We start from the raw sequence: 22,476 nt of genomic DNA, 5'->3' as shown, positions 1-22,476 counted from the left end.
GCGGTCATGCGGGAAGCGACGATCGAGCATGCGTGGTATGCCTGGTGCGCATGGACATCTCCAGTGCGGGCCTGCGGGTCCTGCGGCAGATCGCGGAGTCCGGCAGCTTCACCGCCGCCGCGGCCCACCTCGGCTACACGCAGTCGGCCGTCTCGCGCCAGGCGGCCGCCCTCGAACGGAACGCGAACGCCGCCTTGTTCGAGCGCCACGCGGACGGGGTGCGGCTGACTCCCGCAGGACTCGTCCTGCTGCGCCACGCCCGGACCATCCTGGACTCCGTCGCGGACGCCGAGCGCGAACTCGCCGGCGCCGGCTCGCGGACCGAGGTGGTGCGGCTGGGCACGTTCCCCAGCGCGGGCTGGGCCGTCCTGCCCGACGTGCTCGACCGGCTCTCGGCCCACCCGCGGATCACCGTGACGACGAGCGAGGGCAGCACGCCCGCCCTGATCCGGGCGCTGCGCGCCGGCTCGACGGACCTGGCCCTGCTGACCTCCCGCCCGCCGCACAGGCCGTCGGACGGCGAGTCGCCGCGCCTGCGCCTGGAGACCGTCGAGGACACCGAACTGGCCGTCGCGGCGGCGTCGGACGGGAAGTTCGCCGGCCGCACCGCGGTGCACGTCGACGAACTCGTGGACGCCGCCTGGATCGCCACCCCCTCCTCGTCCGCGCAGCCGCTGCTCGGGGTCTGGCCGGGCCTGCCCGGGCGGGCCCGCGTAGCCCACCACGCGGCCGACTGGCTGACCAAACTCCGGCTCGTCGCACGGGGGTTCGGCGTGACGACGGTGCCCTCCCGGTCCTCGGCGGCGCTGCCCCCGGGTGTGATCCTGCTGCGTGTCGAGGGCGCGCCGCCCGAGATCCGCCGGGTGCTGCTGGCCCGCCTTCCCGGCCGCCCCACCCCCGCGGTCGAGGCTGTCACCCGCGCGGTCATGGCGGCTTCGACCGGCGGGTGACGGACCTCCGACCGGCGGGTGACGGCCCTTCGACCCGGCGGCGCACGGCGCACCGGTGGCGCCGCCTTCCGGTGGGGCGCCCGGCCGCCCGCGCGGTCAGGGCCTCGCCGTCAGGGCCCGCGCCCCGCTGTCAGGACCGCGACGCGGGGGCCGGGCCGGTCGAGCCGCGGACGACGAGTTCGGGCCGGTGCAGCACCGAGTGGCCGGCGGTGGCCGTCTCGGCCTCGGTCTGCTCGCGCAGCTTCGCGAAGGCGCCCGTGGCCATCTCGGCGATCGGCTGGCGGACCGTGGTCAGCCCGGGCATGGCCATCTGCGCCAGCATGATGTCGTCGTACCCCACGACCGAGACGTCCCGGCCGACTTCGAGGCCGGCGTCGCGCACCCCCGCGCAGACGCCCAGCGCGCAGACGTCGTTGATGGCGACGATCGCGGTGGGCGGATGCTCCCCGTCCAGGAGTTCGCGGGCCGCGGTACGGCCCATCTCCGCGGAGTCGCGGTCGTCGAAGTTCGCGGTGGCGGCGGCCGAGGAGACGGTGATGGCGTCCTCCGGCAGCCCGGCCGCCTCCAGTGCCTGCCGGAAGCCGCGGTACCGCTCGGAGCGGTTGACGCTGCCGATGGAGCCGGAGACGAACCCGAAGCGGCGGTGGCCGAGTTCGATCAGATGGCTGCCGGACATCTGCGCGCCGAGCACGTTGTCGGTGCCGACGTTCACCACGGTCGACGGGTCGCCCGGCTGCGCGGTGCGGTCGAACGCGACCAGCGCCAGGCCGCGTTCGACGACCGGGCGCAGGTGGTCGAGCGAAGGCAGCGAGGAGCAGAGCACCACCCCGCCGATGCCGTCGTCCCACAACTCCTCGACGTAGCCGCGCTCGCGGACCGGATCGCGCTCGCTGTTGCAGAGCAGCACGTAGAACCCGTCGGCGAGCGCCGCCGCCTCGAAGTGCCGGGCGAAGGTCCCCCAGAAGGGGTTGGCCACCGACGGCACGATCAGGCCGACCGTCTGCACCCGCCCGGTGCGCAGTTGCCGCGCGGCCCGGTTCGGGCGGTAGCCGAGCTTCCGTATCGCGGACTCCACCCGCTCCCGGGTCTCCGGCTGCATCTTGGCGTGCCGCCCGTTGAGGAGGTTCGAGACGGTGCTCGGCGAGACGCCCGCTTCCGCCGCCACCTGGTAGATCGTCACACCACTCAAGGCCCCACCCTCACTCGCGCTGATAACCAATGTGTTTCACACATGTTGACACTCTCTGGTGACATTTCTAGTCTGCTCTGCAACGCAGCCAAGTAAATCGATGCACTGGCGTCAGCGCAAGACCAAGCGAGTCTTCTACCACGGCGAACCTGCTCGCCGACGGGAGTTCAGTCATGCCTCCAACACGCTCAGCAGCACTGTCCCGCAGACACTTCCTCGGCCTCGGTACGGCAGCGGCGGCCGGCGCCGCGCTCGCCGCGTGCGGCGGTCCGGCGCCGAACTCGTCGGGCGGCGGCGGAGGAGGCGGCACGCTCCGGATGATCACCCCGATCTTCGACCGCTCCGACGGCCAGAAGCTGCTGGAGTCGCTGATCGCCGACTTCCGGAAGACCAACCCGGGGGTCACGGTCCAACCGGACTACACCAGTTACAGCAAGCTCAACGAGAAGCTCACCACCTCGATCGTCGGCGGCATGCCGTACGACGTGATGCTGATCGGGGTCGGCTGGATACCGCCCTTCGCCAAGAAGGGGGTGCTCGCCGACCTGGAGACCAGCGCGGCCGAACTGGGCAAGGTCTACAACTCCCGGGTGGTCGAGGCGGGCGTCTACGACGGCAGGACCTACGCGCGGCCGGTCGTCCTCGACACCCGGCTCGGCATCTACCGCAAGGACATCCTGGCGGCGGCCGGCATCACCGCGCCGCCGAAGGATCTCACCGAACTCAAGGACATGGCAAAGGAGTTGACGGTCCGTAAGGGCGGCACCCTGCAACGGGCCGGGGTGGACATCCTCAGCAACGACATCCGGCAGACCTTCCTGCCGCTGATGTGGGCCTTCGGCGCCGACCTGTTCAAGGACGGCAAGCCCGCCTTCGACTCCCCGGAGGCGATCGACGCGCTCCAGTGGATGGTGGACGTCGTCCGCAACGACAGGATCGAGGACTACGGCTTCTCCAGCACCAGCGCGGTCGCCGCCCCGCTCACCCAGGGCCGGGCCGCGATGGCGGTCGGCCACAACGACCTGTGGCGGCAGATGGAGGCGGCCGCGCCCGACCTGATCAAGGAGGACAAGGTCGCCGGGTTCACCCTCAACCAGGCCCGCCCGGCGATGTTCCAGGGCGGCACCCTGGCCACCGTCGCGGCACGCTCCAGCCACCGCGAGGAGGCGAAGAAGCTGGTCGAGTTCCTCTCCAGCGCGCAGGTCTCCCCGCAGGCCGCGCAGCAGCGCGGCAACCTCCCCGCCGTCAACAGCGCCGCCGACTCCACGTACGTCAAGGACGACAAGCTCGTCGGCTTCGCCATGCGGAACCTCGACCACGCCTTCTCCGAGGGCGGCGTGCCGTCCTGGCTGGAGATCCGCGACGAGTTCAAGCCCGCGCTGGAGAGCGCGCTGCTCGGCCGGACCACCCCGGCCAAGGCGCTCCAGGGGCTGGCCGAGAAGGCCCGGGCGATCATGGCCAAGGACGCCTGATGGCCGCGCCCACCGCGCAGGCCCCGCACCCCCGCGGCGGCCCACCCCCGCCGCGCGGCTTCCCGCTCCCGTCGACACGGCGGCACGGCGGCGGCCGGCGGCCGAAGTTCGGGCGGGACCGCCGCCGGGTCGCGCTGCTCATGCTCACCCCGGCCACCATCCACCTCGTGTGGTGGATCGGCGTACCCGTGGCCGCCACGTTCGTGCTCGCGTTCATGAACTACGACATCCTCGCCGGCACCGCCACGTTCACCGGCCTGGACAACTTCCGGGCGATCTTCTCCGACAGCACCTGGAACGCCTCGATCTGGCACACCGTGGTCTTCACCTTCTTCACCGTGCCGGTGGCGATGGCCATCGCGGTCGTGCTCGCGGTCCTGCTCAACAACAAGATCCGCGGGCGCGCCTGGTACCGGGCGGCGATCTTCATGCCGCACATCACCGCCACGGTGGCGATCGCGCTGGTGTGGATGTGGATGTTCGAGCCGCGGATCGGCATCTTCAACACGGCGCTGGGCTGGTTCGGCGTGAAGGGCCCGGTGTGGCTCGGCGACCCGAGCTGGGCGCTGTTCGCCGTGATCATGGTGTCGATCTGGAAGGGCGTCGGCATCAAGATGCTCATCTACCTGGCCGCGCTCCAGGCGATGCCGCAGGACGTGTACGAGGCGGCCGCGCTCGACGGTGCCTCCAAGGCCCGCACCTTCTGGTCGATCACGCTGCCGCTGCTCAAACCCGCGACCTTCTTCGTGCTGGTGGTGTCGATCATCGACTCCTTCCAGGCGTTCGACCAGCTCTACGTGCTGACGCCGGACGGCGGGCCGGCCAACTCCACGACCGTGATGACGTACGAGATCTACACCAAGGCGTTCAAGGAGTTCCAGATGGGCCAGGCGTGCGCGATGAGCGTGGTGCTCTTCGCCTTCCTGCTGGTGCTCATGCTGATCAGCCGGCGAGTGACGGGGAGGGAGGACGATGTCCGCTGAGCCGATCCGGGGCCGGATACGGTCCCTCGACCCGCTGCTCGCACGGCGGCTGCGCAGGGCGGCACTGCACCTGGTGCTGCTGCTGGTCTCCCTGGCGATGATCGCCCCGTTCGTGTGGATGGTCCTCACCTCGGTGAAGACCGAGGCGGACCTCGCGTCCTATCCGCCGCACCTGCTCCCGCAGCACTGGCGGTGGTCGAACTACTCGACGGCACTGAGCTACGCGCCGTTCGGCACGTACTCCCTGAACAGCCTGGTGATCGCGGTCAGCCACACGGGGCTGAACCTGCTGCTCGCCTCGATGGCCGGGTATGCCCTCGCCCGGGTGCCGTTCCGCGGCCGGACACCGCTGTTCATGGCGATCCTCGCCATGATGATGATCCCCACCTACACCAAGGTCGTGCCGCAGTACCTGATCGCGAAGGGCATGCCCTTCTTCGGCGGCAACGACTACCTCGGCCGCGGCGGGCACGGCTGGCTCGACTCGTGGTGGGGGCTGATCGTCCCCGGCGCGCTCACCCCGTTCGCCATCTTCCTGTTCCGGCAGTTCTACCTGTCGCTGCCGCGCGAACTGGAGGAGGCGGCCCGGATCGATGGGCTCGGCGAGTTCGGCATCTACGCCAGGGTGATGACGCCGCAGGTGAAGCCGGCCATCGCGACGGTGGCGCTGCTGACCTTCGAGTCGAGCTGGAACAACTTCCTGTGGCCGCTGATCGTCACCAGCAGCCCCGACAAGCGGGTGTTGCAGGTGGGGCTGTCCAGCTTCCAGCAGTCCGACCAGAACGCGTGGGCCTACCTGATGGCCGGCACCACGATGGCCACCGTACCGATGGTCGTCCTCTTCCTCTTCACCCAGCGCTACTTCGTGCAGGGCTTCGCCAACTCCGGCATCAAGTGACCGCGCCGCGAGGCCCGTTCACCACCCTTCCTCCCTTTCCTCGCACCCACCCCTCGCAGTTCACCCACCGCACACCAGGAGGCACCCCCATGCCGTTCGATCTCACCGGGCGCCGCGCCCTCGTCACCGGTGCCGGCCACGGGATCGGCGCCGCCGTCGCCCGCGGCCTGGCCGCCGCCGGCGCGGACGTCGCCGTCCACTACGGCCGCAGTGCCGAAGGCGCCGAACAGGTCGCGGCCGAGATCGCCGGACTCGGCCGCAAGGCCACGGCGCTGCACGCCGACGTCACCGACGGCGCCGAGGTCACCGCGCTCGTCGACGCGGCGGCCGGCTTCCTCGGCGGCCTCGACATCGTGGTGACCAACGCCGGCCACCTCGTGGCGCGGGTGCCGGTCGCCGAGATGACCGAAGACCACTTCCACGCCGTCATCGACGTCAACCTGACGGCCACCTACCGGACCGTGCGCGCCGCCGTGCCGTATCTGCGGGAAGCCGGCCGCCGCGGCCGGATCATCACGATGGCCTCCCAGGCCGCGCACGACGGCGGCGGACCGGGCGCGGCGGCCTACGCCGCGGCGAAAGCCGGCGTCGTCGGGTTCACCAAGGGCCTGGCCAAGGAGTTCGGCCAGGACGGCATCACCGCGAACTCCCTCGCCCCCGGCTTCATCGGCGACACCGCCTTCCACGGCACCTTCACGGCCCCGCAGGTCCAGGAGAAGATCGTCGGCGGCCTGCCGATCGGCCGCGGCGGCGTCCCGGACGACGTCGCCGGCGCGGCCGTCTACCTCGCCTCGGACGAGGCGGGTTACCTCACCGGGGCGACCTTCGACATCGGCGGCGGCGCGTGGCCGCGATGAGCGCGTCCGCGCGGGGCGCGGCCGGTGCGGTCGGTGGCACTGGTCGCGCCGGCACGCCCGGTGCGGCCGGCGGGGTGGAGGGTTCGGGCGGAGCCGACGGGACTGGCGACACGGGCGGGGTGATCAGGGTCGGTGAGAGCAGCGCGAGCGGCGGGGCCGAGAGTGTGGGCGTACCGGGCCTGCTCGCCGAGGTCGGCGGTATCGGCGGGGCCGGTGAGAGCGGCACGACCGGCGGAGCCGAGGGGATGGGCGGAACCGGCAGGATCGGCGGCAGCGGTGGAACCGACACAGCGAGCACGGCCGGTGAGGCCAGTGCGAGAGACGGGGCTGAGGGCATGGGCGCGACCGACATGACCGGCGGCACCGGGGGCATCGACGGAGAGGCCGAACGCCTGGCGGCCCCGGTGGGGGAGCGCGGAAGTTCGGTCATCCCGGCGGGGAAGGGCGGACACCTGCTGACCCCGGCGGGGGAGCACAGCCATCCGGTCACCCCGGCAGGGGAAAGCGGAAACCCGGTCAGCCCGGCGGGAGAGCACGGACACCCGGTCGTCCCGGCAGGGCAGGGCGGACACCTGGTGACCCCGGCGGGGGAGACGGGTAACCCGGTCATCCCGGCGGACCCGGTGAACCCGGCGGGGGAGGGCGGGCACGTGGTCGTTCCGCCGGGGGAGCGGGGTGGGTGGTGGCATGCCTACGTGTGTCCCGTGCACGGTACGGAGCTCGGGCACGGGGATCTGCTCGGTGGGAGGTTTCCCGCGGGTGGAGCGGTGTGTCCGCATGGCTGCCGGGTGGACACCGCTGAGGTGCGCGGGGCCTGGACGGTGCTCGCCCATCAGGCGTGCGCGCTGCGGCTGCGGCACCTGGCCGCGTCCGAGGATGCCGCGGATCGGGTGAGCGCGGCCCGGGGACTGGAGCGGTACGCGGCCCTGTACGCGGAGTTGACCAGGCCGGGGGAGCACAGCGGTGCGCCCGACTGGATGCTGCGCGGCCGGCTCTTCCAGCAGGCGCTGACCGAGGCGATCTGGGCGGTGAACATCGGGCACGCGGCCTGGAGCCTCGGCGAGCGCGGCACCGGCACCGGCACCGGTACCAGCACCGGCGGCGCGGCCGTCGCACGCCTGCTCGCCGCGCTCGCGCACTCCGCGGAGGCGGCCCGCGAGCGGCTGGTGGCCCGTGGCGACGAGCGCTCCAACTACACCGCGTGGCTGAACGCCGCCGCCGCGGTCTGCCGCGGCCGCCGCGACGGCGACCTGCGCGGCCACCCGGGACTGGCCACCCACCCCGACGGATGGGAGTGGGAAGGCAGCACCTACTACCACCTGTTCGTGCTGCGGGCCTACCTGCTGTCGCTGCGCGGCTGCGACCCGGCCCGGATCGCGCCGGACGACCGGGAGCGGCTCGCGGCGATGGCCGCCGCGCTGGCCGGGATCGCCGCGCCCGACGGCGACCTGCCGGAGCTGCACGACGGGCCCTACCGGCGAGCCGAGGCCCTGGCCGAGCTGCACGAAGTGTGCCTGCTGGTGCACCAGTTGTTCACCGGCGAACCGCTGGCCGAGGTCCTGGACCGGGTCCGGTCCCGGTCCGCGGCGCCCGCGCCGGACGTCGAGGGCTGGTTCGACGGCTCCGCGCTGCCGTGGCCGTACTCCCGGCCGCGCCGGACCTTCCCCGACGCCGGATTCGCGGTGGTCAGGGGCGGCGGCGTGCACGCCGTCCTGGACGCCGGCCCGCACGGCGGCGGCCACGGCCACCAGGACAAGCTCGCGCTGTACCTGTACGGCCCGGACGGCGTGGCGTGGCAGCCCGACCCCGGCCAGGTGCCGTACGCGCACCGCGCTTTCCGGGCGTACTACGCTTCGACCGCCGCGCACCCGGCCTTCAGCGTGGACGGCGCGGACCAGCGGCAGGTGGACGCCCGGCTGGACCGGGCGGACGAGCGCGCCGCGCACGGCGTGTGCGCGCAGGCGTACGACGGGGTGACCGCCACCCGCACGGTCACCGCGGCCGCGGGCTACCTGCTCGACGTGCTGACCGTCGAGGCCGACCGCGAGCGCACGCTCACCGCGCACCTGCGCCCGGCGGTGGAGTTCGACGCGGTGCGCGGCCCGGACGGCGTGGTCCGCACCGTCTGGGGCGACGAGGCGGGCCCGGTCCTCACCGGCAGCCATGTCGCCTCGGTGCAGGCGGAGTTCGCGATCCGGCCGCACCCGGGACCGGCCGACGACCCGGCGGCCGTCCGGCAGGGCGCCGACTGGTCCGCGCACAGCGGCCGCGTCGTCTTCGCCTCGGCCTACTGCCGCGGGCTGTCCCCGGTCCGCGCCATGCGGCTGGACGGTTCGCTGCTCGCCGTCGAACTCCTCGACGGCACCACCGACCACCACGACCTGGGAGAGTGAGCCGAAGTGCTACTACTCGACGGCGAGTTGGAGACGCTGCGGGCCGAACTGCGCACCGTGCGGGCCGCGCAGTGGCGCAGGCTGTACGAGCAGTGCGACTGGTACCGCGGCCAGACGCCGCCGGCCGAGCATCCCACCGCCAGCATCACGTACTTCGGCCCCGCGGCCGCGAACCTCGCGCTCGCCTACCGCCTCACCGGCCGGCGCGGCTACCTCGACGAGTGCCGGCGCTGGATCTCCGCGTGCGTGGCCTACCCGCACTGGGGTAAGGCCAGCATGCCCGACCACGACCTCGACGCCGGCTGGCTGCTGCACGGGCTGTCGCTGGCGTACTCCTGGCTGGGCGAGGACCTGGAACCGGACCGGCGCGCGGAGTTGCGGGAGAAGCTGACCCTCCAGGGTGAGCGGCTTTGGGCGTACGTCCAGCAGAACAAGGGCACTTGGTGGACGGACGCCTACTGGCAGAACCACAACTGGATCTGCTGGGCCGGGCTGGCCACGGCCGGTTACGCGCTCGGCCGCCCCGAGTGGTCCGACGCGGCCCGCGCCAACCTGGAGACGGTGCTGGCCCATCTCGCCCGCGACGGCTCCGACTCCGAGGGCGTCGTCTACTGGCGCTACGGCGTGCCCTGGCTGGCGATCCACGCCGACCTCGTCCAACGGGTCGAGGGCGCCGACCTGTTCAAGACGTGCGACTTCCTGCGCAACACCACGAACTGGCGGCTGCACCAGTCGGCCGGCGGCACCTTCGAGGAGAACATCGACCACGGCGACTGCCACGACCGTCGCAGCGGCCACAGCGTCGCCCTGTACTACCGGCTCGCCGCCGCGTACGCCGACCCCACCGCCCAGTGGCTCGGCGCCCTCGTCGCCGAACGGCACTTCTGGCGCGAGGCGTACGCGTCGGGGGTCCGGCCCGGCGTGATGCCCGAGGCGTACCTCGAACTGCTCTGGTACGACCCGCGGATACCCGCCCGCGCCCCGGGCGGGGAGACACCGGCCACCGCGTACTTCCCGGACCTCGGGCAGATCACCGCCCGCACCGGCTGGGACGCCCCGGCCACCGTCGTCAGTTTCAAGGCGGCACCCGGCGGGGGCCACCACGCGTGGGAGGAGGGCGAGCGGCTGCGGCGCGCGACCGGCTGGGAGGCCGCCAGCGCGGGACACCACCACCCCGACGCGGGCGCGTTCGTCATCGCCTCGCGCGGCGCCTTCCTCGCGGTGGACGAGGGCTACAGCAACCGCAAGCGCGCCGCGCACCACAACCTGGTGCTGGTCGACGGACAGGGCTGGGCCGACGAGGACCGCTACCACGTCTACCGCGACATCCCCTACGAGCGGCGGCCGCGGGTGCGGGACGTGCTCGCCGAGGGCGGGTTCGCGCACGCCACCAGCGAGACGGCCTGCATGTTCCCCGCCGAACTCGGCGTGACCCGGCTGGACCGCACGCTCGTGGCGACCCCGCGCGGCCGGGTCGTCGTGCTCGACCTGCTCGCGGCCGGGCAGCCCCGGGAGTGGACGTTCGTGCTGCACTCCGACTGGCCGGCCGAGGAACTCGACGGCGAGAGCTGGCTGTTGGCGTCGGGCCCGGCCCAGGCGCGGCTGACCCGGCTGGCCCCGCGGACGGTGCGCGCCACGCGCTTCGCGACTTCGATCGAGGCGAACCCCACGTCCAGCACGCCGAGTCTGCGGATCGAGAAGACCCTCCAGACCCTGCACCTGACCACCGAACCCGCCCGGGAGACAGCGCTGTTGACGGTCATCGAGTGCGCCGATGCCTTCGACGCCACACCGGCGGCCGCAGTGGCGCTCGATACGGCCGAGGGCTGGGGTGTCCGGGTCGGCCGGGGCGAGGACGCCGAAACGGTGCTGCTCGCCCCGCTCACCCGGCGGATCGACGCGGGCGGTGTACGGGCGGACGCGGCCGCCGTCGTCATGTCGGGTGGCCGCACCGCGGTGGTCGGGGCGCGCACGGTGCACCGAGGAGGGCAGCGACTCCTGGCGTCCGGCGAGCCGGTCACCGCGATCCTGAGCTGACCGCGAGCCGGCGCCGGCCGCGGTCTTCGGCCGCCGGACGCCCGGCCCACCACCTCCGACCCCTCACCTTCGACTCTCCACCTCCCTCCACCGCACATCCACGGCACACCGATCGGCAGGAGCACACTCATGGACGGCTGGGAACGCAAGGCGCTGCGCGCCGCGGAGTTCGTCGCCTACCCGGCCCTGGCCGGGGCCGCGTTCTGCGTGCTCGCGCTCGGCGTCGTCACCTGGCTGCCGGCCCTGGCGGCGGCCGCCACCGCGCTGCAGAGCTGGCGCACCGACGGCTCGGGCCGCTGCTTCACCGCGACGCTGCGGGCCTTCCCGGCGCAGTGGCGGCGGCTGCGGGGCGAAGCGCTCGTCGGCACGGCGGTGTTACTGCTCTGCGTCTCCAACACCGTGTTCCTGGTGGGGCGGAGCGGTCCCGCGCTGGCGCTGCTGCCCGTGCAGGCCGTCCTGCTCGCCGCCGCGGCGGTCTACGCCGTCGCCCTCGCGGTGACGACGACGCTCCAACCGGACGCGAAGCGAAAGGAGTTGCACCAGGCGGCGGCGGTCTTCGCGTTCGGCTCGCCGCGGCGCACCCTCGGCCTCGTGGCGGCGGTGGCCGTGCTGCCGCTGTCGGTGCTGCCGGTACCGCTCGGACCGGTGCTGCTCGGGCCGACGTTGCCGCTGATGGCCGCGCTGTCCCTGGCCGCCCCGGTGACACCGGCCGGCCTTCGCGTGGCGCCGGGCGCGTACGGCCGTGGCCCGTCCGCAAGGGCGTCGTCGGCGGCTCCACACGGTCCCGCGAGGCCGGCGCCGTCGCCCCTGTAGCGGCAGGTGCGTCGGCCCGCGGGGCGCGACCGGCGCCCGGTCGGTTCGGTCGGCCTGGTCGGCCCGGGAGGCCCGTCGAGGCTCGCACGGACACCCGCATTGCCGACTGACACGCGCCTGACACGCGCCTGACACGAGCCTGGCGCGCGGCGCCGATCGTTGCCGGAGCGCCGCCCCGCGGGAAGCGCCGCCCTTGTAGCCTGGAGCAATGGCCCCATCCACGCCGGTGTCCGCGGGCGCACCGAGGAGTCCTTCCGCCGCGCCGGAGTTGGCCCGCCTGGAAGTGGCGCTGTCGGCGCTGATGCGGTGGAGCGAGAGCAAGTACATCCGGGCCGAGGTGGCCCGCCGGTCGGGGTGCGACATCCCGGCGAGCGCGCTGCGGCTGCTGGAGCACTTCGACGTCGCCGGCGCGATGCGGGTGTCGGACATCGCGGAGTGCCTGCGGATCGACATCTCGACGGTCTCCCTCCAGCTTCGCCAGCTGAAGGCCGACGCGCTGGTCAGCCGGCTCCGGGACCCGTCCGACGGCCGCTCCGGGGTCATCGCGATCACCGAACGCGGCCGCGAGGCCCTCGCGCGGGTCCGGGCCGCACGCTGCGAACTGCTCGCCACCGTCTTCACCGAGGCGGTGCCGGACGAACTCGGCCGGGCCGCCGACACCCTGATCCAGGTCCAGGACCACATGCTCGCGGGCATGGTCGAGGCGGGCTACGTCAAGTCGCTCGACTGACCGCCGCGTTGGCCTCCGCGCCGACCTCCCCCGGCCCCCCCGCCCCGAGCGCGCCCGAGTCTCCCCGCACCCGCACGCGGACCCGCACCCGACGGCCCCCGCCGCCAGGGAAGTTCGCCCCGCGTCCCCGAGGTGTGCCGAAGTCCCCATCCCCGCAAGCGCGTTGCCCGCCTCCCGGCAATCTGCTTTGATTGATCAAACTAGTTGAAGAGAGCCTGGGGGAGACCATGGGGACCACCGTCATCACCGGCGGCACCGACGGCATCGGCCGCGCGCTGGCCGACCGCTACCTGGAGCGCGGCCACGACGTGCTGATCGTCGGCACCAGCGCCGAGAAGGGCGAGGCGTTCCTGGCCGCCGCCGAGCGTCGCGGCGCCGGCGACCGGGCACGGTTCCTCCGGGCCGACCTGAGCCGGGTGGCGGAGAACCACCGCGTCATCGCCGAGATCACGCGCGGTTACCCGGCCGTCGACCTGCTGGTGCTGGGCGCGCGCTTCCACCGCTCGACCCGGGCGGAGACCCCGGACGGGCTGGAGAGCAACTTCGCGCTGTACTACCTCAGCCGCCACCTGCTCAGCCACGGGCTGATCGCACCGCTCAGCCGTGCCGAGCGAGCCGTCGTGCTCAACTTCGGCGGCTCCGGCCAGGCCGGCCCGGTCCGCTGGAACGACCTGCAACTGCGCCACGGCTACCCGGGCACCGGCGCCCTCGGCCACGGCGGCGCCCTCTGCGACCTGCTCGGCGTGCACTTCGCCCGGCTGCACGCCGACACCCCCGTGCACTACGTCCTCAACCACCCCGGGGTGGTGTCCACCAGCTTCGCGGGGGAGTACGACCCGGCCACCGCGGCCGCCGTCGACCGGCTGAAGGCGACCGGCAAGCCCGTCACCGAGGCCATCGCGCAGATCCAGCCGTTCCTCGACGAGCCGCCCGCCCGCCTCACCGCCGTACTGGAGGGCCGCCAAGTCCCCACCGACGGGCAGGCGTTCGACCCGGCGGATGCCGCCCGCCTGCACGAGATGACCGAGCGGCTCCTCGCCGACCTGCCGCGATGACGGCGCCCGTCACACGCCCGAGGGGCGCCCGCCCCGGCAACTGCCAGTTCAGGCGCCCCACATGCGGGTCCGGGCCGGCCGTCAGACTCCCGAGGCGTCCTTCACCTGGGGCAACTCGGGTGCGGCGGCGACGGGTTCGGGCCCGCCCTCGCTGAGGCCGATCCGTCCGTGCAGCGTGCGTAGGAACCCGGGCGCGTACCAGGCCGAGCGGCCCAGCAGCCGCATCGCGGCCGGGACCAGGACCCCGCGGACGGCTATCGCGTCGATGAGGATGGCCAGTCCGCTGCCGAGGCCGAACATCTGCATGAAGCTGACCTTGGCCGTGCCGAAGGCGAAGAAGCTGACCGCGAGCAGGCAGGCGGCCGCGGTGACGATGCGGCCGGTGTGCCCCAGGCCGTTGGCGACGGCGGACCCGGTGTCCTCGCCCTGGTCGTGGAGTTCCTTGATCCGGCTGGTGACGAACACCTCGTAGTCCATCGACAGACCGAAGACGATGCAGAACATCAGCACCGTCATCGACACCTCCATCGGTTGCGCGGTGAAGCCGAACAGGCCCGACAGGTGGCCGTTCTGGAAGATCCACGTCATGGCGCCGAGGGTCGTTCCCAGGGTGATCACATTGAGCACCAGGGCGCGCAGCGGCTGCACCACGCTGCCGGTGAACAGGAAGAGCAGCACGAAGGTGGTGAGGGCGACCAGGCCGATGGCGAGCGGGAGGTGGCTGCTGATGGAGTGCTTGGCGTCGACCAGTTCTGCGTCCTGCCCACCCACCAGCGGGTGCGCGCCGGGCGGCGGAGCCAGCGCGCGCACCTCGCGGACGAGGTCCTGCGCGTCGTCCGACCTCGGCGTCAACGAGCTGACCACGCTGATCCGTTGGGCGTCCGGCCGGCCGAGGCCGGCGCTGCCGGGGTCGGCCGCCGAGCGTTGCCCGCCGGCGTAGGTCGCGGTGCTGGTCTCGACGCGCTCCACGCCCTTGAGACGGGACAGCTCCGTCGCGTACGCGCCCAACGGGCCCTCGCCCACCCGCTGGTCGATGACGATCTGCAAGGCCGTGTCGTCGTTGCCGTCGAAGTTCCTCTGTAGCGCCGCGGACACCTGGCGGCTCTCGGCGTTCGTGGGCAGCACGCGCTCGTCCGGCGTGCCGAAGGCGATCCCCAGCAGGGGGCTCGCCGCCACCAGCAGGACCGCGAGCACGGGCAGCGCGGTGAGCGCGGGCCGCCGCATGACGGTGCGCGCCAGCCGACCCCACGCGGATTCCCGCACGCCGGAGCGCTCGGACTTCAGCCACGGCAGCCGCCCGCTGTTGACCCGGTGGCCCAGGACGGCGAGCAGCGGCGGCAGCACGAACAGGGCGCTGAGGGCCGCGATGGCGACGACCCCGACCCCGGCGTAGCCGAACGAGCGCAGGAAGTACTGCGGGAAGACCAGCAGCGCGGCCAGCGCGGCGGCCACGGTCGCGGAGGAGAACGCGACGGTGCGGCCCGCGGTGTGCACGGTGCGCCGGACCGCGTCGTCCACGTTCGCCCCGGTCGCGAGCTGCTCCCGGAAGCGGCTGATCATCAGCAGGGCGTAGTCGATGCCCAGTCCCAGGCCGAGGGCCGTGGTGAGGTTGGTCGCGGTGTCGGCCACGCTGGTGAGGCTGCCGAGCAGGGAGAGCAGGGCGAACGAGCCCAGCACGGCGATGGTGGCGATCGCCAGCGGCAGCAGCGCGGCGACCACGCTGCCGAAGACGAACAGGAGCAGCACGAGGGTCAGCGGGATGGCGATGGTCTCGGCCAGGAAGAGATCGCTCACCACCTGCTTGGACATGTCGGAGTTCACCGCGGCGCCGCCGCCGGCCTTGACGGTGAGCGTGTGCCCGTACGCGCCGCTGTAGGTGTCGATGAGGTGCTCGGCGCTCTTCTTCTGCTGGGTCTCGTCGCCCTTGACGTGGGCGAGCACCATGGCCTCGCGGCCGTCCCGCGAACGGAGTCGGGCGCTGTGCGTGTCCCAGAACGAGACGACGTTCGCCAGGGTGCTCTCGTGCTTGAGGTCGGCCTCCAGCGCGCGGCCGCTGCGCTCCGCGGCCGGAGTGTCGATGCGGCCGTCGCCGGCCCGGACCAGCAGCACCAGGTTCGTCTCACCGCCGAACTTCCGGTCGATGACGTTGCTCGCCCGGGTCGACTGGGAGGAGGGGTCGTCGAATCCACCGCCCAGCAGCTTGGTGAACGCGCCGCTGCCCGCGGCACCCATGAGGGCCGTTGCCACGACAGCGACGATGAGTACCAGCCGGGACCGGCGGATCGCCAGTTCGGCTATGCGTTGGAACACGCGGGATCTCCTCTTTGTCCTTGCGCTTGCGCTTGCGGTGAAGGCGACGTGGCGGCGGCCGGGAGGCAGGGGGGAACCACGCGGCGCTCGACGGCGGCTGGGCGCGCGTCGGAACCTGGCGCGCCACCGGCACCGGCACCGCGCTCTTCGTCGCGGCAACGACGTTAGTGAGACGGAGCGGGAGTTGGCAGTGTGAGATTTACCTGACAGTGTTCGAATTCCTGAAGACCGCCAGGAGTCGCAGGCCGTACGGTGGCTCCATGCCCGCAGAAGAGCACGCCACGGCCCCGCCCACCCTGCGCGAGCGGCGCCGGGCCGCCGCCGTCCGGGAGATCCTGGAGGCCGCCGAGCGCCAGATCGCCGAGGACGGCCCCGCGGCGCTGTCCCTGCGGGCGGTCGCCCGCAGCCTCGGCATGACCGTGCAGGCCCTCTACCACTACTTCCCGAAGCGGGAAGCCCTCGTCACGTCGCTGGTCGCCAAGGAGTACGAAGACCTGGCCGACGCGCTGCAGGCCGCCCTCGACGGCGTGCCGGACTCCTCGGACGTGCCGCGCCTGGTGGCCGCGACCGAGGGCTACCGCCGCTGGGCCATGGCCCACCCCGAGCGGTTCCAACTCCTCTTCGGCACGCCGCTGCGCGGGTATGCGGCCCCCGCCGAGGGCGCCACCACCAAGGCGATGCGCCGGATAGCCGGCATCTTCCAGCGCGAGCTGTTCGACGGGTTCAGCAGGGAGCAACTCGCGGCGGCCGACACCTCCGCGCTCTCACCCGAACTCCTGGCACACCTGGAGAGCCTGCCGGCCGAAGGGCCGGGCGAGCTGCCGCCGCCCGCGATCGCGCTCTTCGTCGACGCGTGGGGGCGGGTGCACGGCCTCGTCGTCCTGGAGGTCTTCGGGCAGACCTCGTTCATCGGCGACGGCCAGGCCGAGATCTTCCGGATGGCGATGGCGCACATGCTCCAGGACGTCCACCGCCGCATACCCGCCGCGGTCAGCGCGCCGGCCTGATCCCTACGCGCTGACGGGTCGTCAACTGACCTTCACCATCAGGATCTTGTCGTCACCCGGCTTCGGACTGATCCGGCCGTCGGTGTTGCTCGTGGTCACCAGCAGCCCGCCGTCGTAGGCCAGGACGGTGCGCAGCCGGCCGTAGGTGGCGACCAGCTTGCTCTGCGGCGCGGCGACCAGCTTGGTGCCGTTCAGCGGGATGCGCCACAGCCGCTCGCCCTTCAGGGCCGCCATCCAGATGCAGCCGTCGGCCCAGGCGATGCCGCTGGGGGAGTCCTGCTCGGTGCCGAACTGGGCGACGGGCGAGGTGTATCCGGGGTGGCTGGTCTTTCCCTGGGTGGCGGGCCAGCCGTAGTTGTGGCCGGCCTTGATCAGGTTCAGCTCGTCGGCCTTCTTGTCGCCGAGTTCGGAGGCCCACAGGTTCCCGGACGGGTCCCAGGCCAGGCCCTGCACGTTGCGGTGGCCGAGGGTGTAGACGACGGAGTGGCCGAAGGGATTGCCCGGTGCCGGCTTGCCGTCCGGCGTCATCCGCAGGATCTTGCCGCCGAGCGAGGACTTGTTCTGCGGCAGTGCCTTGTTCTCGGCGTCGCCGGTGCCCGCGTAGAGGAAGCCGTCCGGGCCGAAGGCGATCCGGCCGCCGTCGTGGTGGATGTTGCGCGGGATGCCCTTGAGGATGACGTCGAGCTTGCCGAGCTGGTGGCCGGCGGTCGCGGAGGGCGTGTACGTCAGCCTCGCGATGCGGTTGTCGGTCGCCGTGGAGAAGTAGACGTAGATCAGCTGGTTCGCGCCGAAGTCCGGGGAGAGCGCCAGCCCGAGCAGGCCGGTCTCGCCCGCGGAGCTCTTGGTGGAGACCACCCCGGGCACCGTGCCGGCCACGGTGCGCTTGCCGGTGCCGGCCGCGATCCGCTGGATCGCCCCGGTGTCGCGCGAGTTCACCAGCAGGTCGCCGCCGGGCAGCGCGGCCATGCCCCACGGCACGTCCAGGTTCTTGGCGACGGTGCGAGTGACCGCCGCCGACCCGGAGGCGGCGCCCGCGGTCGCGGTCGGCGTCGCGGTCGCGGGCGCCGAGGCGGGGGCGGAACCCGCGGTACCGGCCGGGGCCGACGCGCTCGCCGACGGTGACGCCGATGACGACGCGCCGGCGTCGCTGGACGGGGTGGACGTGCTGCCGCCCGATCCCGACGAGCAGCCGGCGAGCAGCACGGCCGCCACCGCGGCGGCGCCCACCGCGGTGCCCCGCCCGCGCCGGCCCGCGGCGCCGGTCCGCCGCTGCGGGAGGAAGCGGTCCGCGTGCTCCGTCAGTGTCCTGCGCCATGCCGTCATCCGACGGTCGCCCTTCTCGTACCCGGTGCCGTGCGCCGGTGTGCCGTATGCCGTATGCCGTATGCCGACCGGGCCCGGTCCGGGCCCTCGGGCCACTCCTACCCCATGCCCGGGCTCACCGCGACCGGCACCGGCCACCAGCGCCCGAACGGCCCCTCCCGTTCCCTCCCGTTCCTTCCCGGGCCCGGGGCCCGCCGATCCGTGCGCGGGGGTGCGGGGCGGGGCGGCGTGTGCGTCGGGGTGCGAGTCCGGGTCCGCGCTCGGGTCGGGCCGTCGTACCGCCCGGCGCCTGGACCGCCGGCGCCCGGACCGCCGACGCCCACGCACACCGCCGCCGGGCGGCACCGGAAGGCGCGGGGCGGGCGGGGTCGGCTCAAGTCCGTTGAGCGGGCGGGGCGGAGGGCGCCCCAGGGGTGAAGGCCGTCGCGAGCCGGTCGAGCAGCGCCGCGGTGGACGGGTGCGGGTCGCGACGAGGCGCGAGGGCGTAGACGCCACGGGTCGGAGGGTCCACGAGGGCCACGGTCGTGACGTCGGTCCGGAGCGCGGACCTCAGCACCCCGGGGATCAGCGCGACGGCGTGGCCGGTCGCCACCAGGGCGATCTTGCCGGGCAGATCGGCGGCGGTCAGGTCGATGCGGGCGGTGACGCCGGCGCGGGCGGCGTGCCGGCGCAGCAGCGCAGCGGAGCCGTCGTTGTCCTCGACCCAGGTCTCGCCGGCCAGCGCCTCGACAGGTACGGGGCCGCGCCCGGCGCGGGGATGGCCGGCCGGCAGCACGACGACCATGGCGTCCACCCCGAGGAACCGCCGCTCGACCCGCGGATCGTCGGGGAGCCCGGGCGGCGCGTCGGTGACCACGCCGACATCGAGATCGCCGGCGGCCACCCGGTCGTGCAGGTCCGCGCTCAGCCCGGGCGACAGGCTCCAGCCGAGGGGGCCTTCCGCGTCCAGCAGGCGGCGGATCGCCGCGGGCACCACCCCGGCCGCCAGGGACGGCGTCCCACCGACGGCCAGCGGCCGGCCGGCCACCCCGTCGCGCAGGTCGCGGACGGCGCGGACCGCGCGCTCGGCCTCGTTGAGCGCGACCAGGGCGTGGCGGCGGAACACCTCGCCGGCCGGCGTCGGGCGCACCCCGCGCGCGTGGCGTTCCACCAGCGGCACGCCGAGTCGGCGCTCCAGCCCGGCGATCTGCCGGGAGACCGCCGACTGGGTGTGCCCGAGCTCCTCGGCCGCCGCCGACAGCGAGCCGAGCCGGCACACCGTCACGAACGCCCGCCACACCAGCAGATCCATGACGCCAGTATGCCCGCTGCCATGCGTATCGCGCAGAGCTGACCTGCGAGATCTGCGCTTGTCGCAGCCATCGCGATGTACCACGCTGGACCTATGACCACCACACCGCACACGATCGCGGTCCTCGGCCTGGGCCGGATGGGCGCCGCGATCGCCGCACGGCTGGCCGGAGAGGGCTGGGACGTCGTCGGCTGGACGCGCTCCGGGCGCGCGGCCGGCGCCGTCCGTACCACCGGCGACCCGAACGACGCCGTGGCGAAGGCCGACGTGACGCTCCTGGCGTTGTACGACGGCCCGGCCTGCCGCTACGTCGCCGACCGGGTCCGCGCGTCGCTGCGCCCCGACACGCTCGTGCTCAACACCAGCACCATCGCCCCCGCCGAAGCAGCGCTGCTGGCAAGGGAGTTCGGCCCGTCCTACGTCCATGCCCCGGTGCTCGGCTCGGTGCCGGCGGCCACCGCGGGGACGCTGCGGATTCTCGCCGCCGCCGAGGGCCCCGCGCTGGACCGGGCGCGACCGGTCCTGGCGGCGCTCGGCACCGTGCGGGCGGTGGACGACGCGGCGACCGCCGCCGCGCTCAAGCTGGTTGCCAACAGCTCGCTGGCCGGCGCGGTGCTCGCGCTGGGCGAGTCGCTGCGGCAGGCCGACGCCCTGGGCGTGCCCCGCGCCCAGGCGCTGGACGTCCTCGAACTCGGGCACCTCGGCGGTCTCGTCACCCGCAAGCGAGCTTTCCTCGGCGACCAACCGGCCCCTGACGCCGCCGAGTTCACGATCGGCACGCTCGCCAAGGACATGGCGCTGCTGGCGGCGGCGTCGGACGTCCCGCTGCGCGGCGCGGCCGAGTTGGCCGCCTGCCCGGCCGGCTCTGACGCCGACATCGCCCTCGCCGCCACCGTGCCCGCCCCCGGTGACGAGGTGCTCGCCCCGCTGCGCGCCTACCAGCGCGGGCACGCCACCGGCGACCCCGGCCACTTCCGCGACGCGTTCCTGCCCACCGCCCACATCGAGGGCCTGCGGGACGGCGCGTTCGTGTCGTGGCGACTGGACGAGTACTGCGCCCTGTTCGGCGGCCGGCCGGCGCCGGACGAGCCGGCCCGCTCGCGCCGTATCGACTCCGTCGAGGTCCGCGGCACCGTGGCGACCGCGACCATGACGCTCCGGCACGGCCCGGACACCTTCACCGACCTCTTCCTGCTGGTCCAGGGCGGCGACGGCTGGCGTATCGCCAACAAGGTGTACCACCGGCACCCTTGAGGCGGCGGAAGAGACGTCCGGCTCGTACGGAGGCGGGTCCGCCGCTCCCCGCGGCCCGCGCGAGGGTCAGCGCCTGATCTCCGCTTCCAGTCGTCGCGCACGATCGACTCCCGGCCGTGGTCCGTGGCGATCAGGCAGGCGTCGGAGAACGGGTGGGAGCCCTTGAGGGTGTTGGCCGGCGCGACCTGGGTGCGGCCCAGCGGCATCGCGCGGGCGGCCTTCTCCGGCACGCCGACGGTGTGCATGGTCTCGTGCAGGGCCTCCGTCAGCGGCGCGCCCGCCATGCAGGCGGTGGTCTCGACCAACGTCGGGTCCAGCACGGCGAGTTGCTTGACGGTGGCCCGGTGGACATCGACCACGGGCGCGTACTTCACGCGGATCACGGGGCGGGGCGGCTTCCGCTGGGCCTCGTCGCCGCCCTCGTACGCGGCGCGGCGCCAGATCGACACGAACCTGTTCGGCCCGTTGTGGGTGACGCAGGCCGCGCTGCCCGTGCTGCGCGGCCAGGGCAGCGGGCACATCATCCAGGTGTCGTCGGTCGGCGGCGTGTTCGCGCTGCCCGGCCTCGGGCTCTACCACGCCTCCAAGTGGGGCCTGGAGGGTATGACGTCCAGCCTGGCCATGGAGGTCCGGCCGTTCGGCGTCAAGGTGACCCTGGTCGAACCGGCCGGCTTCGCCACCGACTGGCAGGGCGCCTCGGCGGACCAGGCCGAACACTCGCCCGCGTACGCGGAGTTCCGTGCGAACCTGCCGGTCAGCGCCTCCGCCCGGCGCGGCGACCCCGACGCGACCGCCGCGGCGATCCTGGCGATCGCCGACGCCGACGAGCCGCCGCTGCGGGTCTTCCTGGGTGACCAGCCGCTCCCGCTGATGCGCGCCGAGTACGCCCGGCGGATCACCGAGTGGGAGGCATGGGACGACCTTTCCGGCAAGGCGTTCGGCTGAGGTGCCCGCCACCGGCAGCCGCGGCGGGCCGGCCGCTCCGGTACGCCGATCGGAGCGGCCGGCCGGCGATGGGCAGGTCTGAACGTCCGGGTCGCGGGCACGCGGACGGCGTGAACACTTCAGCAGGGACAGCGGCCGGCCGGCGCGGCATCGGGAGAACGGCGGGTGGCACGGCCGTCGAGTGGGGCGGGCGCGCCGGTTTCGCGGCGCGCGGCGTGATCTACGTACTCGTCGGCGTGCTGGCGGTGCGCGTCGCGTTCTCCGACGCGGGCGGGCAGCAGGCCGACCGGGGCGGCGCGCTCGCGGAGATCGCCCACGAGCCGTTCGGCGAGGTGCTGGTGTGGCTGCTGGGCGCGGGGCTGGCGGGCATGGCGCTGTGGCGGCTCTCCGAGGCGGCCTTCGGCCAGGCGGGCCCCGACGGCGGCAAGCCCGCCAAGCGCGCGGCGGCCGCGGGGCGTTGTGTCTTCTACGCGTTCGTGTCGTACTCCGTCCTCGCCTACGCGGTGGGCGACAAGGGGAGCGGGAGCGGCTCGACCGACAAGCGGACCGACGACGTGACGGCCCGGGTCCTCGACTGGCCGGGCGGGCAGTGGATCGCCGGCGTCGCCGGGGTCGCGGTGGCCTGCGCCGGCGCGTGGATCGCCGCCCGTGCGGTGATGCGCAAGTTCCACAAGCACCTGAAGATGGGCGAGATGTCGGTACGGCAGCGTCGCGTCGTGGACTTCCTCGGGGTGTCCGGCGGGGCGGCGCGAGGTGTCCTCTTCGCGACCGCCGGGGTGTTCGCGGTGGTGGCCGCGGTCCAGCACCGGCCGGGCGAGTCCAAGGGCATGGACGACACGCTGAGGTCGTTCGCCGGGACGCCCGCGGGCCCGTGGCTGCTGGTGCTCGTTGCCGTGGGCCTGGTCGCCTTCGGCGGCTTCTCCTGGGCCAGCGCCCGCTGGCGCGCGCTCTGATGACTCCGGGCCGGGC

At 73.6% G+C, this 22,476-nt stretch carries 18 protein-coding genes and 1 pseudogene; 14 read left to right on the top strand and 5 right to left on the bottom strand.

The genetic code is table 11. The annotated features are described in order from the left end of the window. The first annotated feature begins 50 nt into the window (after positions 1–50). Entirely contained in the window at positions 51–950 is a 900-nt protein-coding gene (locus OG896_RS02880; protein ID WP_329362072.1) for a LysR family transcriptional regulator, read from the top strand. Positions 951–1,080: 130 nt separating this feature from the next. On the opposite strand, the gene OG896_RS02875 is transcribed toward OG896_RS02880, so the two are convergent. Beyond that, positions 1,081–2,130: a LacI family DNA-binding transcriptional regulator gene (locus OG896_RS02875; RefSeq protein ID WP_329373635.1), complete on the bottom strand. Its 1,050-nt coding sequence runs from the start codon at positions 2,128–2,130 to the stop codon at positions 1,081–1,083. Positions 2,131–2,312: 182 nt separating this feature from the next. Between OG896_RS02875 and OG896_RS02870 the strand changes: the two genes are divergently transcribed. The 9 genes from OG896_RS02870 (at position 2,313) to OG896_RS02830 (ending at position 13,377) form a co-directional block, all read left to right on the top strand. Then, on the top strand, positions 2,313–3,611 hold the full coding sequence (locus OG896_RS02870) for an ABC transporter substrate-binding protein (protein WP_329362070.1): 1,299 nt from the start codon (positions 2,313–2,315) through the stop codon (positions 3,609–3,611). Then, positions 3,611–4,594: a carbohydrate ABC transporter permease gene (locus OG896_RS02865; protein ID WP_329362068.1), complete on the top strand. Its 984-nt coding sequence runs from the start codon at positions 3,611–3,613 to the stop codon at positions 4,592–4,594. Before OG896_RS02870 ends, OG896_RS02865 begins: the two co-directional genes overlap by 1 nt. Next, a complete protein-coding gene (locus OG896_RS02860) occupies positions 4,584–5,492 on the top strand; it encodes a carbohydrate ABC transporter permease (protein WP_329362066.1) in 909 nt (302 codons plus the stop codon). The genes OG896_RS02865 and OG896_RS02860 overlap by 11 nt, the downstream gene beginning before the upstream one ends. Before the next feature lie 89 nt (positions 5,493–5,581). After that, the gene (locus tag OG896_RS02855) at positions 5,582–6,349 is read left to right on the top strand and encodes an SDR family NAD(P)-dependent oxidoreductase (protein WP_328472678.1); all 768 of its coding nucleotides are present in this window, start codon (positions 5,582–5,584) and stop codon (positions 6,347–6,349) included. A gap of 788 nt (positions 6,350–7,137) precedes the next feature. Continuing rightward, a complete protein-coding gene (locus tag OG896_RS02850) occupies positions 7,138–8,742 on the top strand; it encodes a heparinase II/III domain-containing protein (protein WP_329362063.1) in 1,605 nt (534 codons plus the stop codon). A gap of 6 nt (positions 8,743–8,748) precedes the next feature. Next, complete coding sequence (locus tag OG896_RS02845) at positions 8,749–10,779, top strand: hypothetical protein (RefSeq protein ID WP_329362061.1); 2,031 nt, start codon at positions 8,749–8,751, stop codon at positions 10,777–10,779. Between the two features lie 129 nt (positions 10,780–10,908). Next, positions 10,909–11,592: a hypothetical protein gene (locus tag OG896_RS02840; RefSeq protein WP_329362059.1), complete on the top strand. Its 684-nt coding sequence runs from the start codon at positions 10,909–10,911 to the stop codon at positions 11,590–11,592. A gap of 208 nt (positions 11,593–11,800) precedes the next feature. Next, positions 11,801–12,322, top strand: coding sequence for a MarR family winged helix-turn-helix transcriptional regulator (locus OG896_RS02835; protein WP_329362057.1), 522 nt, complete (start codon positions 11,801–11,803; stop codon positions 12,320–12,322). Between the two features lie 227 nt (positions 12,323–12,549). Beyond that, positions 12,550–13,377 (top strand): SDR family NAD(P)-dependent oxidoreductase, encoded by an 828-nt coding sequence (locus tag OG896_RS02830; RefSeq protein WP_329362055.1) that lies wholly within the window; start codon positions 12,550–12,552, stop codon positions 13,375–13,377. 81 nt (positions 13,378–13,458) lie between these two features. On the opposite strand, the gene OG896_RS02825 is transcribed toward OG896_RS02830, so the two are convergent. Continuing rightward, a complete protein-coding gene (locus OG896_RS02825; RefSeq protein WP_329362053.1) occupies positions 13,459–15,687 on the bottom strand; it encodes an MMPL family transporter in 2,229 nt (742 codons plus the stop codon). A 260-nt stretch (positions 15,688–15,947) separates the two neighbouring features. Between OG896_RS02825 and OG896_RS02820 the strand changes: the two genes are divergently transcribed. Beyond that, on the top strand, positions 15,948–16,694 hold the full coding sequence (locus tag OG896_RS02820) for a TetR/AcrR family transcriptional regulator (protein WP_329362051.1): 747 nt from the start codon (positions 15,948–15,950) through the stop codon (positions 16,692–16,694). A gap of 21 nt (positions 16,695–16,715) precedes the next feature. Here the strand turns inward: OG896_RS02820 and OG896_RS02815 are convergent, their stop codons facing one another. Beyond that, positions 16,716–18,017, bottom strand: a complete 1,302-nt coding sequence (locus OG896_RS02815; protein ID WP_329362049.1) for a PQQ-dependent sugar dehydrogenase — start codon at positions 18,015–18,017, stop codon at positions 16,716–16,718. A 373-nt stretch (positions 18,018–18,390) separates the two neighbouring features. Continuing rightward, complete coding sequence (locus OG896_RS02810; protein ID WP_329362047.1) at positions 18,391–19,308, bottom strand: LysR family transcriptional regulator; 918 nt, start codon at positions 19,306–19,308, stop codon at positions 18,391–18,393. 93 nt (positions 19,309–19,401) lie between these two features. Here OG896_RS02810 and OG896_RS02805 point away from each other — a divergent pair, with 93 nt between their 5' ends. Then, positions 19,402–20,562 carry a nuclear transport factor 2 family protein gene (locus OG896_RS02805; protein ID WP_329362046.1) on the top strand — a complete coding sequence of 387 codons (1,161 nt, stop codon included), beginning with the start codon at positions 19,402–19,404 and terminating at the stop codon, positions 20,560–20,562. A gap of 80 nt (positions 20,563–20,642) precedes the next feature. Here OG896_RS02805 and OG896_RS02800 read toward each other — a convergent pair. Continuing rightward, positions 20,643–20,993: pseudogene (locus tag OG896_RS02800) on the bottom strand (phosphogluconate dehydrogenase C-terminal domain-containing protein); the annotation flags it as partial. Between OG896_RS02800 and OG896_RS02795 the strand changes: the two are divergent. Continuing rightward, positions 20,899–21,507, top strand: a complete 609-nt coding sequence (locus OG896_RS02795; protein ID WP_329373633.1) for an SDR family NAD(P)-dependent oxidoreductase — start codon at positions 20,899–20,901, stop codon at positions 21,505–21,507. The pseudogene OG896_RS02800 and the gene OG896_RS02795 overlap by 95 nt on opposite strands. A 110-nt stretch (positions 21,508–21,617) precedes the next feature. Beyond that, positions 21,618–22,460: a DUF1206 domain-containing protein gene (locus OG896_RS02790; protein WP_329362044.1), complete on the top strand. Its 843-nt coding sequence runs from the start codon at positions 21,618–21,620 to the stop codon at positions 22,458–22,460. The last annotated feature ends 16 nt before the right edge of the window (positions 22,461–22,476 follow it).

Origin of the sequence: Streptomyces sp. NBC_00669 (genome assembly GCF_036226785.1) — a bacterium.
Classification (GTDB): domain Bacteria; phylum Actinomycetota; class Actinomycetes; order Streptomycetales; family Streptomycetaceae; genus Actinacidiphila.
The sequence above is the reverse complement of the archived record's forward strand: the minus strand, read 5'-3'. Positions and strand labels throughout refer to the sequence as shown.

Coding starts and splice junctions, on each gene's coding strand:
- OG896_RS02880 (WP_329362072.1), top strand. CDS start 51: ATGGACATCTCCAGTGCGGGCCTGCGGGTCCTGCGGCAGATCGCGGAG.
- OG896_RS02870 (WP_329362070.1), top strand. CDS start 2,313: ATGCCTCCAACACGCTCAGCAGCACTGTCCCGCAGACACTTCCTCGGC.
- OG896_RS02865 (WP_329362068.1), top strand. CDS start 3,611: ATGGCCGCGCCCACCGCGCAGGCCCCGCACCCCCGCGGCGGCCCACCC.
- OG896_RS02860 (WP_329362066.1), top strand. CDS start 4,584: ATGTCCGCTGAGCCGATCCGGGGCCGGATACGGTCCCTCGACCCGCTG.
- OG896_RS02855 (WP_328472678.1), top strand. CDS start 5,582: ATGCCGTTCGATCTCACCGGGCGCCGCGCCCTCGTCACCGGTGCCGGC.
- OG896_RS02840 (WP_329362059.1), top strand. CDS start 10,909: ATGGACGGCTGGGAACGCAAGGCGCTGCGCGCCGCGGAGTTCGTCGCC.
- OG896_RS02835 (WP_329362057.1), top strand. CDS start 11,801: ATGGCCCCATCCACGCCGGTGTCCGCGGGCGCACCGAGGAGTCCTTCC.
- OG896_RS02830 (WP_329362055.1), top strand. CDS start 12,550: ATGGGGACCACCGTCATCACCGGCGGCACCGACGGCATCGGCCGCGCG.
- OG896_RS02820 (WP_329362051.1), top strand. CDS start 15,948: ATGCCCGCAGAAGAGCACGCCACGGCCCCGCCCACCCTGCGCGAGCGG.
- OG896_RS02815 (WP_329362049.1), bottom strand. CDS start 18,017: ATGACGGCATGGCGCAGGACACTGACGGAGCACGCGGACCGCTTCCTC.
- OG896_RS02810 (WP_329362047.1), bottom strand. CDS start 19,308: ATGGATCTGCTGGTGTGGCGGGCGTTCGTGACGGTGTGCCGGCTCGGC.
- OG896_RS02805 (WP_329362046.1), top strand. CDS start 19,402: ATGACCACCACACCGCACACGATCGCGGTCCTCGGCCTGGGCCGGATG.